Origin of the sequence: Flavobacterium sp. 102, assembly GCF_003634615.1 — a bacterium.
Lineage (GTDB): Bacteria > Bacteroidota > Bacteroidia > Flavobacteriales > Flavobacteriaceae > Flavobacterium.
The window spans coordinates 2,343,319-2,357,086 of record NZ_RBKX01000001.1 but is presented as its reverse complement, the minus strand read 5'-3'; the positions used below and the strand labels follow the sequence as shown (position 1 = coordinate 2,357,086).

Below are 13,768 nucleotides of genomic sequence, written 5' to 3'. Positions count from 1 at the left end.
TTTAAAATGGATTGAGATTTAAAAATATAGAATAAAAGCACATCCGCTAACAGCAGTTTACAAAAACTGCATCGCTTGAGTTAAACACCTAACAAAAAAAGTCCCGATTGCTCGGGACTTTTTTTATTATTGTAAACTCGCTAAACTCTGCTCTATCGTGGCAATCTTGGCCAAAGCATCCGCTTCTTTTTTGCGTTCGTTATCGATAACTTGTGGCGGAGCGCCTGAAACGAATTTCTCGTTCGCCAACTTGCCTTGTACACTGCGCAAGAAACCTTGGGTATACTTCAACTCTTCGGTTAATTTGGCAATCTCAGCGGCAATATCAATATTTCCTGAAACCGGAATAAAGTACTCATTTGATTTTACACGATACGTCAGTGCGCCATCAATTTTATCGGTAATATATTCTAAGGAAGTAATGTTACCCAATTTAGTAATCACACTGTCAAAATAAGTCGATGCTTTTTCATTGTTTACCACTTTCAAATCGACGGCGTCTTTCATCGCAATGTTTTTTTCTTTGCGAATGGTTCTCACGCCGGCAATTACTTCGGCTGCAAAATCGAAATCAGCGATTAGCGTTGCGTCAAACGAAGTTACTTTCGGATATTCCGCAATGATTAATGCTTGTTCCGGAGTTCTTTCGGCGATGTATTGCCAAATCTCTTCGGTTAAAAACGGCATAAACGGATGTAATAATTTTAAGTTGGCTTCCAACATTTCGATCGCTTTGTCAAATGTCGCACGGTCAATTGGTTGTTGGTATGCCGGTTTAATCATTTCTAAGAACCACGAACAGAAATCGTCCCAAACCAATTTGTAAATGCTCATCAAAGCATCAGACAAACGGTACTTTTCAAAGTGGTCTTCAATTTCTACTAAGGTTTGTTGCAACTTGGCTTCATACCATTCTATAGCCACTTTAGAGCTTTCCGGTTGCGCAATATCAGCTACTTCCCAACCTTTGATTAATCGGAAGGCATTCCATATTTTGTTACCAAAAGCTTTTCCGTTGTTGCACAATTCTTCGTCAAACATAATGTCGTTTCCGGCAGAAGCACTTAATAGCAACCCTACTCTAACCCCATCGGCTCCAAATTTTTCAATCAGTTCTAAAGGCTCAGGCGAATTTCCTAACGACTTCGACATTTTACGACGTTGCTTGTCGCGAACTAATCCGGTCAAATACACATTGGTAAATGGCTTTTGCCCGGTATATTCATAACCGGCGATAATCATACGTGCCACCCAGAAGAACAAAATATCCGGACCGGTCACTAAATCATTGGTTGGATAATAATATTTAAAGTCTTCGTTTTCCGGATTCATGATACCTCCAAAAACTGCTATTGGCCACAACCAGGAAGAGAACCAAGTGTCTAAGGCATCGGCGTCTTGCGTAAGGTTGTCAGTTGTCAGTTGTCGGTTACCAGTCTTTTCCTGTACTAATTTTAACGCCTCTTCAATATTCTCAGCAACCACAAAATCTTCTTTGCCGTCGCCATAATAGTATGCCGGAATTTGTTGTCCCCACCACAATTGGCGTGAGATATTCCAGTCGCGGATGTTTTCTAACCAATGACGATAAGTGTTGTTAAAACGCGCCGGATACAGCTTAACTTCTTCGGTTTCTAAAACAGCTTTGATAGCCGGTTTAACCAAATCTTCCATGCGCAAGAACCATTGGTCAGACAAACGCGGCTCGATCACGGCTTTGGTTCGTTCTGACGTTCCTACTTTGTTAATATGGGTTTCGGTTTTGACTACCGAACCTAATTGCTCTAATTCAACCACAATATCTTCACGCGCTACAAAACGGTCTTTGCCTTGGTATTGTAGCCCAAAAGAATTCAAGGTCGCATCTTCATTGAAGATATCGATGATTTCTAAATTATGTTTCTCACCAAGTGCTTTATCGTTGACATCGTGCGCAGGCGTTACTTTTAAACATCCGGTACCAAATTCCATGTCGACATACTCGTCGAAAATGATTGGAATGACACGGTTACAAATCGGAACAATGGCATTTTTACCTTTCAAATGGGTATAACGCTCATCGTCAGGGTGAATACAAATAGCAGTATCACCTAAAATCGTTTCGGGACGTGTTGTAGCAATAGTTACGAACTCATTCGAACCTTCGATAGCATATCTTAAATGGTATAATTTTCCTTGTCTTTCTTCGTAAATTACTTCTTCGTCAGACAAAGTCGTTTTAGCTTCCGGATCCCAATTGACCATTCGGTAGCCTCTGTAAATTTGTCCTTTGTTGTATAAATCAACGAACGAACGAATTACGGATGCCGACATGTCAGGATCCATAGTGAATTTGGTTCGGTTCCAATCGCAAGAACAACCTAATTGTTTTAATTGTTCTAAGATTGTTCCACCATATTTGTTGGTCCAATCCCAAGCGTGTTTTAGGAATTCTTCACGGGTTAAATCGTTTTTGTTTACGCCTTCGGTTTTCAACTTTGCCACAACCTTTGCCTCTGTTGCAATCGATGCGTGATCGGTTCCGGGAACCCAACAAGCATTGAAACCTTTTAATCGCGCACGACGGATTAATACATCCTGAATCGTGTTGTTTAACATGTGTCCCATGTGCAAGACTCCGGTCACGTTAGGTGGCGGAATGGTTATGGTATAAGGAGTTCTATGGTCGGGTTTGGAATGAAAATAGTTGTTTTTCATCCAGTAGTCGTACCATTTTTTTTCGGCTTCTTTGGCGTTGAATTGAGCTGGAATCATATTTAGATTGTTAGACTGCTTAGATTATTAGATTATTGGATTACAAAAGTGCTATGCAATTACTCTTTTAGCCCTGATGGTCGTGGAAATCCTTTTTGATTTGCCGAGGGTTTTTTAACCCTTGGTAATTTAAAAAGATTGTAACAGACAGCAGGAATATGGATGGCTGATAGTCACTGACCACTCGCTCCTAAATGTTGTGGCACGCATTTTGCAAACTGAACTGCAAAAGTAATTAATAAAGACTTTAGAAAAAATTAAGAATTAAATTTTTGTGTATTAATTTAAACAGAGTATTTTTACTAACCAAATAATAAATTTTGACCTATGAAGAAATATATACTTATCGCAACAATCTTTGTAAATGCAGTGGTTTTTGCCCAAGCCGGTCCAAAAATTGAATTTAAAGATAAAGACAATACAATAGATTACGGAAAAGTAACCAAAGAAGAAGACAATGGTATAAGGGTTTTTGAGTTCACTAATACCGGAACTGCGCCGCTTATCATCAATAATGTACAATCGAGTTGTGGTTGTACGGTTCCCTCTAAACCAACTGAGCCGATTGCTCCGGGAAAAACCGGAAAGATTGAGGTGAAATACAATATGAATCCCGGTCCGATCAGAAAAACCATTACGGTTGAAACCAATGCTATCAATGCTGAAGAAGGTCGAGTGGTATTAAAAATAAAAGGAGAAGTAATCGTTAAACCGGTTGAAAATCTCTTAGAAAAGAAGACTAAAAGTCCGATGATGCAATAAAGAAAAGTCCCGAATTATCGGGACTTTTTATTATATAATACTTTTGAGTTGGAATTTGTAAGTGAATTGCTTGCCGTTTCTTTCAATTACTAATTCGATAGTTCTGCCTTCTTCGGATTTTAGCAATTCGTTGATTTTTTCGATGGTTAAATCGTGTGTGCTTTTACCTTCAATTTTGATTAATCGGTCATTTTTTCTGAGTCCGACTAATTCCGCAGGCGAATCTTTTCTAACGTTATAGATGGTAAAAACAGGTTTTAATGCAAACTTGATTTTGAGATTATCTTGCACTCGCGATTCATTAACTCGAACGCCATAACTAACGGAACTTTTACTGTTTTCCGAGGAAGTTTCTTTTACCCATTCCAAACCATCGTGCTGTACTTCAATGCCGCTCATGTTAAAATTAAAAGGAGAATTGACTTTATCATTGGGTTTGGTATAAATTTTTTTATTGGTATAATCAAATAAAATGGAGAATCTGGAAAGTACTTCACCACCAAGTGACCCTAATCGATTGGGAACAAAATTTACACTTTTGAGGGAAGTTGAATCGGGGAAAGTTGTAATAGGATTTTTAAACGTTTTACTCCCAAAGTTGAAATCTTCGATGCGACCTCTTAAACCATAAACACTTCCACTAAATCCTCTTCCGAGGTAATCTGAAATGTATTTTTGTGGCAATTTAATCTCCTTAGATTTGTTCAAAAATAACCAAACCGCATCGCTATTTCCGGTGTCAATCAATAATTTTGAAGGATACGAATTACCATCTGTAGTGACATTTGAAATATAATATGGTTTGTTTTCTTCAATAGTAATAGTTTCTTCTTTGTATCCTTTTTCAAGTTTTCTGAAAACTTTCTTGTTGGTTTTATTATAAACTATGACTTTTTTTCTTTGGTAGTCAATTTCAATTAAATGATTTTTAAAAAAATGATACCCAATGATACCATTTACAGGTATGCCTACCTGAGAGGAAAAATTAAATTCCTGATCTAAAACCAAATAAATTTCGTGATCATAATCTACAAACCCTTTTACTTCTAATTTGTTTTTAGAAGACATGTAAGCATCAATAGCTTCATTGCTGCCAAGACCTTTGAGTTTGATACTCTCCAAGTTAAAAAATTCCACCTGTTCTTTATCATCTAAACTGAAAAGTAAGGTTTTATCAACGCCGGTGTCTAAAAGAAAAGTCAGCTTCTCCCCATTGACATTGATAGGGATAAAAATCAAATTATTGATTAGTTTAAAAGGAATGGAAATACAATTTTTATCTTTTTTAAATTGAAAATTGGATTGGCCGAAAGAGGAAAATACAGTAAAAAGAAATACATAAAACGTAAAAACGAATCTCATTGGCTGCTATTTTTGTTAAATTTAATAAAAAACCAGCGGCAAAAAATAATTTTTAACAATTTTTAAAGGCGTAAAGGAATTGTTTTCAAGCTAAAAAAATCGCAAATTTGCACCACTAAATCAAACAACATGCCTAAGATATCATTAAAAGGTCAGCAGATGCCTGAGTCGCCAATCAGAAAATTGGTTCCGTATTCCGAAATTGCTAAAAAGAAAGGTCATAAAGTCTACCATTTAAACATTGGTCAACCCGATATTAAAACACCGGAAGTTGCTATCAATGCCGTTAAAAATGCGGACATCAAAGTATTAGAATACAGTCATTCTGCCGGATTTGAAAGTTACAGAACCAAATTGTCTGCTTATTACAAATCGCATGGTTTGCCTATTGATGTAGCTGATATCATCATTACTACCGGTGGTTCTGAAGCGTTGTTATTTGCTATGGGAAGCACGATGGATTCGGGTGATGAAATCATTATTCCGGAACCATTCTATGCCAATTATAATGGATTTTCAACAGCTTCAGGAGTAACAGTTGTCCCGGTAATTTCTACTATAGACGAAGGCTTTGCTTTGCCTCCGATTGCCGCTTTTGAAAAACTGATTACCCCAAAAACCAAAGCGATTCTAATTTGTAACCCGGGAAATCCAACCGGTTATTTATATTCCAAAGAAGAAATTATGCAATTGGCCGAAATCGTAAAAAAACACGATTTGTTCTTAATTGCTGATGAAGTTTACCGCGAATTCATTTATGATGAAAACGACAAACATTTCTCAGTAATGAACGTTCCCGGATTAGAAGAACACGCTATCATGATTGATTCCGTTTCAAAAAGATACAGCATGTGTGGCGCAAGAATAGGCTGTATAGTTTCTAAAAACAAAGCACTAATGGCAACTGCAATGAAGTTTGCTCAAGCCAGACTAAGTCCGCCAACTTATGCTCAAATTGCCAGCGAAGCCGCTTTAGAAACTCCTCAAAGTTATTTCGACGACGTAATTTCTGAATACAAAGACAGAAGAGATACGCTAATTGCAGAACTTCAAAAAATTGAAGGTGTAAAAGTAGCCACACCAAAAGGTGCTTTCTACTGTATCGCTAAATTGCCGGTAAAAAATGCGGATGATTTTGCCCAATGGCTTTTAGAATCTTATGACAACAACGGAGAAACCGTAATGGTTGCACCGGCAGCCGGATTTTATTCCACGCCAAATGTAGGTTTAGACGAGGTCCGAATTGCTTACGTACTCAAAAAAGATGATTTGATCCGTTCAGTGGCTATTCTAAAAGAAGCCTTAAAAGTTTACAATCAAAACTAAGATTTTCTAAATAACCCTAAAAACTCCGCTAATCCTAGTGGAGTTTTTTATTTTACTACGTCAGTTCGCTTCGCTCGGATTAGAAGCAGACCATTTTGCTTCTCTTCACTTGTCTTCCCGCTATCCGTTACAATCTTTTTATTGTTTTGTCACCCTGTCCCGATAACTATCGGGAGTCAAAGGTATCACAACAAAAAAGCCACTCAATCGAGTGGCTTTTCCTATTCGTTTTATTCTTCTTATCGTTTCAACGAGAAGTGCGCTTTAAATTGCTTCATGCCGCCTTGCTCCGGATAATCTACCGTAAACCAGTAATCTGTTGATGGTAACGGTTGTCCGTTGTAGGTTCCATCCCATCCATCTCCTGCCGAACTGATTTGTTTCAATAATTTTCCGTAGCGGTCAAAGATGAAGATTTTGGTTTGATCTGCATAATTAAATAATCCTACTACATTCCAAGTATCATGAATACCATCTCCGTTTGGCGTAAAGTAATGTGGATAATCAATCACCTGAACATCATTGATCATTAATTCCTCACAACTAAAAGCGATTCCGCCTTCAGTATCCCAAACATGGATCACATGATTCCCTAACGACACACCTTCAAAGATATTACTCGTCTGTCTTGGGCCGTCATCCAAACTGTATTCATAAGTGCCCCAGCCTTCCACTGTCACGGTGATGATTTGACTATTGGTAAACGCATTGGTTACGGTATATCCTGCCGTACCTGTCGGAATACTAGCCGGTCCTGATTGTATCACATCAAAACCTAATGAAGTTGTCTCACATGCTAGCGGACTAACGCTTATCACTCTAACGGTGTAGCTTCTCGTGGCTCCTGTTGGCGAAGCCGTGTCAACGGTATAAGTTGAACCTGTTGCTCCCGGTATTAACGTCGTGCCCTCATACCACTCAAAGGTATAATCCGCCGGATTTGGAATATTGCTGTTTAGTGTCAGTGGTCTTACAACATTACCGCTCGCAAAGTCAACACAAATCGTGGTCACACCATTTGGTGTAGTGATAATTGGATTCGGGTAACGCTCTATCTCGATATCGATTGTAGTAAGCGCATAACAGAACGGGGTAATGCTATTGCTGCTGTTCTCTACCTTAACCCAAATTTGGTCAGTATCGGGTTGGGTAATGTATGCTTGTGCTTCTGCCAAGGTGATGGCATTGATGCCTTGTTCTGCATCGGCTTGGGTGTGATAGTAACTAATCAAGAACACCAATGGGTCTTGTCCGTTTAATATCGCAGTCTCGTATTGGGTTAAATCCAATTGGAACACTCCATCATAAGGATTGGTGTAAGTATCACAACTCGAGAAGCTCTGTGGTCCTGTAGCCTGAGCATATTCCTCTACTGCCAAAGTAAGTACTCCGGTGGCATTAACACAACCTGTAGCATTGTTCACTACTCTGATGTAGATGTTTTGGCTGTCCGGTGTCGTGTTGGTGTAATTGTTTGGTAGCGGAGTTTCTCCGGTATTAGTCAGCGGATTTGCACCTGCTTGTGTTAAGTAATACGTAATGGTAAAATCAGCCGGGTTTTGAGTGGCTCCCAAAATAGCGGTTGCTAAGATTGGATTGGTCAAATCAAATGCTGCCAGTCCATCAGTATCATTATCACATACCCTGTAAGGCGCCAGTGGCTGCACTACTGTCGGTAAAGGATTAACCGTTAAAGGTTGCTCCACCAGTACAAAACAATGATTGCCAAAAGAATCTATTCTGTTGTTCTCTACTCTTATCCAAACACTTTGCTCATTTGGATCAACGTCGCCTACTAAAGCTGCTGTTACTGTGGACAGTGGAATTTCATTCTGTGGCACTAAAGCATCTGCTTGGCTGTGGTAATAATGTAGCGTTAAATTAGGATCGCCATTTAAGATATAAGCCGCATTAACCGTTAAGTCAAATACCTCCATCATATCGCCGGGATTGTTGTCATCACACTTCGCTCCTAAGCTCGGTGGATTCGTGTTTGGCGTTGGGATAGGTAAGACTCTAATATCTAAAGTCGTTACACTGGAACAACCCGCGGCACTAGTTACCACTACTCCTAATGTTTGAACTGCCGGTGAGGTATTGGTGTAAGCCGTTGGTGTAGCAATGGCATTGGCTGGGTTACCTGCCTGCGCCAAAGCATAACTTGGATAATAGGTTACGGTATAACCTGATAAACCTTGGGTAATCATCACATCTCTTATGGTTAAGTCAAAGCTGTGGAATTGGTCATTCGGATTCGCATCATCATCACACAAACTAAGTGGTGTTGGGGTAATGAGTAATAATGGAATATTAACAATAATATCAAATTCGCCAATATTAAAACAGCCTGTAGTGTTGTCCTCTACTCTCACCCAAATCGTTTGATTGGTCGTAGCCAAATAACTAGTCGCAGGGATGATTGGAATATCATTTTGTGCGCGTAGCAATGTGGTATGATAAGTGATCGTATAATTACTGGCTGCTAGTGGTTGTTGGGCTAAAACATCAGGGGTTCTTACCGTTAAATCAACTATTGTACTAGCACTTTGATTGTTGTTGTCTGTATCACAAACCACAATATCATCCAAATTAATTGGGGCTATAGGACTTGGGTTTACATTCAATACAATTGGGATAACACTCCAACAACCTGTAAGTGGGTCCTCAGCTCTCACATACAAGATTTGGGTAAACGGATTGATATTATCATACAACTGAGTGATGTCAATTGCCGTCACAAGATTGCCTAGCTCAGCATCGCTTAGGGTTTCATAGAAAGTCAATATGTAATTGGCGCCTTGTAAAATATCTGCGGTCAAAGTCGCTAAATCAAAACTCGAAAATCCATCCTGATTCTCATCACAAATCGTGTAAGGTGCTGTTGGTGGAATCGGTGTTGGTAATGGTACTACTCTAATATCTATCGTAGAGATACTATAACAACCGGTAATGCTATTGGTAATCACCACGCCTAAAGTCTGAACATAGATAATTTGGTTAGGATACTGCAAATCAGGGTGTGTCTCATTAATCGAAGTACCCGGCACTTGCGCCTGAGCAGCAGCCAAACTTGGATAGAAAGTAACACTCATGCCTTGTTGTCCCAGTAATATCGGATCAACTTGGGAAAGCAAATCAAAGGTCTCAAAACCTATCGCGCCGTTGTAATCACACAAAGTATACTGCGGATAATTCGGCTGGGTAGCATTGGGTAATGGATTTACAATCAAATCTAACTCAACAATATCATAACAACCTGTCGCTATAAACTCTACTCGTACAAATAAAGTTTGACTCCATTGGGTTTGGTTGATGTAATTCGTCACACCAGTGATAGTAGCTGTCTCGTTCTGTGCATCTGTAAAAGTTGGATGGAAAGTTACATTCACTAATGATGGGTCAATAGTCCCTAATATCTGCGGCTCAGTCGTTGTCAAGTCAAAAGCCTCATAACCTATTTGTCCCGTGTAATCACACAATTCATAATCATCAGGCTCAGTAGCCTCTGGCGTTGGGTCAACTATTAACTGTAAATGAACTACTTCAAAACAACTCGTTGTAGTGGATTCAACTCTGATAAAAATAGTTTGCACCCACGGATTGATATTCTCGTAATTGAAAATATCAGGAATTGAAGTTCCATCTACATTGGCATCAGTAATAGTCTCATGAAAAGTAACGGTATAAGGATTGCCTCCTGTAATTGAATTGATAACTTGAGATAAATTGAAAAGAACAAAACCATCGTTACTTGGGTCACAATAATGCAATGGTTGAGGATTGTTAACAATAATATCATTAACTACCGAATTAATATTAAAACCGGTTGCATTCGAAAAGCAATTGGCCGTAATTTGATGGGCTACAATAGAGTGACCACCTGCTGTTAAATTATTAAAAACCGGATTGGATTGATATACACCTCCATCCAAAGAATATTCATAATTAACTCCAACCGGACTTGTAACAGTGACAGAATTTGAATTACAAGATTCAACTATTGAAACCACTGGGTCTATTTGAGGGATCACTTGAATTTGAAAAGTTGTCGGTATCGGACAAGGAAAAGCAACACTTGGTGATGGATTAAATGTATAAATGGTGGTTGCAGTATTGTTTAAGGCCGGACTCCAAGTGCCCGATATTCCATTTAGAGAGGTTATTGGTAATGGTGTAATAACCGAACCTTGACAAACAGTAGAGGAAGTAATATTAAAAGTTGGAATTATAGTAGAACTAATGACAACTGTTACCGGCTCAATGTCAGAACAAGCACCAACAGTACTTTTGATATAATAAGTTCCACTCGTGGCTACAGTATTAGGGCTTGCCAATGCAATAGTTCCTGCTGCATTGGTCCAATAAGTTAAAGTGCCACCACCCGTACTTCCTGCCGTTACAGCCGGTAAAGTTAAATTAACTGTAGCTGGAGCACAAACTGCAATCGGATTTGTAATAGTTAAAACCGGTGAAGGGTTTATGGTAACAATTACAGGTTCGATATCTGAACACGAACTTACGGTACTTCTAATATAATAAGTTCCACCAGTAGTTACCGCTGTCGGCGTTGCTAATGGAATTGTACCGGCCGCATTAGTCCAATAAGTTAAAGTGCCGCTACCTGTACTTCCGGCTGTGACCGCAGGTAATGTTAAATCGATTGAAGCCGGGGCACAAACTGCAGACGGATTCGTGATATTTAAGACCGGAGAGGAATCTATAATAACAGTTACAGGTTTAATATCTGAACAGGAACCCACAGCACTTTGAATATAATAAGTTCCACTTGTCGTAACCGCATTTGGAGTTACTAATGGATTGGTTGCTGCTACATCAATCCAATAACTTAAAGTGCCGCCACCTGTACTTCCTGCTGTAACTGCAGGCAATGTAATATCAACTGTAGCCGAAGCACAAACTGAAGCCGGATTGGTAATAGTTAAAATCGGTGAAGGATTTATAGTAACGGTTACGGGTTCTATATCAGAACAAGAACCAACTGCACTTCTAATATAATAAGTGCCGCCTGTTGTTATAGCATTCGGTGTCGCTAATGGTGTTGTTGCTGTTGCATTGGTCCAATAACTTAAAATGCCACTACCTGTACTTCCCGCTGTAACCGCTGGTAATGTTAAATCGACTGAAGCCGGAGCACAAACTGAAGCCGGATTTGTAATCGTTAAGACTGGAGATGAATTTATAGTAACAGTTACAGCTTCAATATCCGAACAGGAACCAACAGTACTCTTAATATAATAAGTTCCACTTGTAGCCACTGCGGTAGGCGTTGCCAAGAGGTTTGTTGCCGCTGCATTGGTCCAATAAGTCAAAATACCGCCACCTGTACTTCCGGCAGTAATTGCAGGTAATGTCAAATCAACTGTTCCGGGAGCACAAACTGCAACCGGATTGGTAATAGTTAAAACTGGTGCAGCACTAATAGTAATGGTTACCGGTTCTATATCGAAACAAGAACCTGCCGTGCTTTTGATATAATATGTTCCACTAGTGGCTACTGCAGTTGGTGTTGCCAAAGGAGTGGTTGCCAATGCATCTGTCCAATAAGTTAATGTGCCACCGCCTGTACTACCTGCCGTTACAGCCGGCAAGGTTAAATTAATTGTAGCAGGTGAACAAACTGCTGCCGGATTTGTAATGGCTAAAACCGGTGCGTTCACCACAATAGTCATAGTAGTCGTAGTGCCACATTCTCCGGCATTTAGTGGTGTAAAAGTATAGGTTGTAGTGGCTGTATTATTTAATAAGGGTGACCAAGTTCCCACTACTCCATTTAGGGATGTGGTTGGCAATGGAGCTAATACTTCTCCCGAACAAATTGGAGCAATCTGATTAAATGTTGGAGTTACCGGTGTAACACAATCAGGATAACAAGTAAGTGTTCTGGGTGGTGTACAAACCCCATTCCAAGCTATCGTCAAAGTTACAGCTTGTCCCTGAGTTACACCTGTAACAAAATAGCTTGATGGAGAAAAAGGAATAGTCCCGCTAATAGCCGGACCACCATCTACTGTATAAGTAAAATCAAAACTATTTTGTCCAATACTGTTAAAATCAAAACCAACTTGTGTAGCAGTAGTATTTGCTCCATCACAAAATATATTCGACGGTGATGTTGGATTGACTTGAACCGGATCAACTACCAGTGGAATCTGGGTAGAAACACAACCGGTAACTAGATCTCTAACCGTAGCATTATAAGTTCCCGGAGCCAAACCGGTAAAGATTGGACTTGATTGGTATGTGGTACCATTAACACTATATTCATAATTTATTGCTTGATAAGTATAGGTACCAACATTAGTATAATCTTGTGGATCCAATGCAGTCCAGTCGGCAGGATTCCATGTCATTGTGGGATGTGGCGCTGTGGTATTTCTTCTATAGGTGTAACCAGGTTGATTGACAGGCGTAAAATTTATACCATTCGTCCCCCATAAATCAAACTCAACATCCGCACTAGTTGCCAAACGTATAGTATCATCAGTATTAACACCTCCACAATTTGCTACGACTAAATTAGGAACAACACCTCCTTGGTTTGTAGCAGTACCAACGGCTATTACATAAACAGCATTATTGTTTAAGGTGCCAGAAAGCTGGATATCACAATTTGCAGAAATAAATGCATTTCCATTATTATAAACTTTTATCTTATAGTTACTTAAATTCTTAGGAGAACCCGTTCCATTAAATATCTCTATATAAGTCAAAGAACCAGGCTCATGGTCGGTAACTTCTGAAATAAATAAATCTGAAGGAATTGGTAGCGGTGAAGTGTTTAATGGACTTGTAAAAACAATAGTCCCGGTATTGATAACACAAGTCGGCTGCTGGGTTATACTAACCGTTGGAACCGGGCAAGTGGAGAGAATAGTAAGACTCAAATCATCTATAGCGAAATCATTCCCTGCAAAATCGGTGTTATTGTTATACATTTCAATGTTTACACACGCATTAGTAGCAGTAAAAGTATACACCACTTGTTGCCATCCATTGACTATAGTTGGTGCAATTGCAGAACCTGAAACCAAAGTAACATTACTGGCATTATTAAATTGTACTCCAATATTTGATAAGGTTCCAACAGTCGTAAAAATAGAGCGAATCCAGTAAGAAAAAGTATATGTAGCACCAACGGTTAGACCGCACACACCACTTCCGTTAGTTCCTGCACTCCAAAATCTTGGCTGACCACCCGAACCCGTTCCATCCACCGCCATCATATTTCCTGAACCCGGACTATGATCACCAACAGAGAGAAAAGAAGCGGTATTTACCGGCTGTGAATTCGTCACTATTGCCCAATTTCCGGCAGTAGTCGTACCACTAAATGGTGCGGATATATAAGAGTAATTGGGGTTTTGTCCACCTTGATAACCAACATTAACACCAAGTTGAAAATCTCCATTAGTCAACAGATTTTGTGATAATCCGTGAATAGAAAATAATATTAAGGCTATAAATAATATATTTTTAGAAAAAGTAATCATCTTCATCTGTGTGCTTTTAAGTAGATTTAAATTAGGGCAATTGTCGCTAAACA

5 protein-coding genes are annotated in these 13,768 nt (G+C 39.3%); 2 read left to right on the top strand and 3 right to left on the bottom strand.

Going from position 1 to position 13,768, the window contains the following annotated elements; translation table 11 throughout:
• Positions 1 to 126: 126 nt before the first annotated feature.
• Complete coding sequence (locus C8C84_RS10180; RefSeq protein WP_199717144.1) at positions 127 to 2,754, bottom strand: valine--tRNA ligase; 2,628 nt, start codon at positions 2,752 to 2,754, stop codon at positions 127 to 129.
• Positions 2,755 to 3,081: 327 nt separating this feature from the next.
• Here C8C84_RS10180 and C8C84_RS10175 point away from each other — a divergent pair, with 327 nt between their 5' ends.
• A complete protein-coding gene (locus C8C84_RS10175; protein ID WP_121313539.1) occupies positions 3,082 to 3,516 on the top strand; it encodes a DUF1573 domain-containing protein in 435 nt (144 codons plus the stop codon).
• A 30-nt stretch (positions 3,517 to 3,546) separates the two neighbouring features.
• Here the strand turns inward: C8C84_RS10175 and C8C84_RS10170 are convergent, their stop codons facing one another.
• Positions 3,547 to 4,878 (bottom strand): aspartyl protease family protein, encoded by a 1,332-nt coding sequence (locus C8C84_RS10170; RefSeq protein WP_121313538.1) that lies wholly within the window; start codon positions 4,876 to 4,878, stop codon positions 3,547 to 3,549.
• A gap of 129 nt (positions 4,879 to 5,007) precedes the next feature.
• Between C8C84_RS10170 and C8C84_RS10165 the strand changes: the two genes are divergently transcribed.
• Positions 5,008 to 6,204 carry a pyridoxal phosphate-dependent aminotransferase gene (locus C8C84_RS10165; protein ID WP_121313537.1) on the top strand — a complete coding sequence of 399 codons (1,197 nt, stop codon included), beginning with the start codon at positions 5,008 to 5,010 and terminating at the stop codon, positions 6,202 to 6,204.
• Between the two features lie 239 nt (positions 6,205 to 6,443).
• Here the strand turns inward: C8C84_RS10165 and C8C84_RS10160 are convergent, their stop codons facing one another.
• Positions 6,444 to 13,721, bottom strand: a complete 7,278-nt coding sequence (locus C8C84_RS10160; RefSeq protein WP_121313536.1) for a T9SS type B sorting domain-containing protein — start codon at positions 13,719 to 13,721, stop codon at positions 6,444 to 6,446.
• Positions 13,722 to 13,768: the final 47 nt, after the last annotated feature.

Coding starts and splice junctions, on each gene's coding strand:
- C8C84_RS10165 (WP_121313537.1), top strand. CDS start 5,008: ATGCCTAAGATATCATTAAAAGGTCAGCAGATGCCTGAGTCGCCAATC.
- C8C84_RS10170 (WP_121313538.1), bottom strand. CDS start 4,878: ATGAGATTCGTTTTTACGTTTTATGTATTTCTTTTTACTGTATTTTCC.
- C8C84_RS10160 (WP_121313536.1), bottom strand. CDS start 13,721: ATGAAGATGATTACTTTTTCTAAAAATATATTATTTATAGCCTTAATA.
- C8C84_RS10180 (WP_199717144.1), bottom strand. CDS start 2,754: ATGATTCCAGCTCAATTCAACGCCAAAGAAGCCGAAAAAAAATGGTAC.
- C8C84_RS10175 (WP_121313539.1), top strand. CDS start 3,082: ATGAAGAAATATATACTTATCGCAACAATCTTTGTAAATGCAGTGGTT.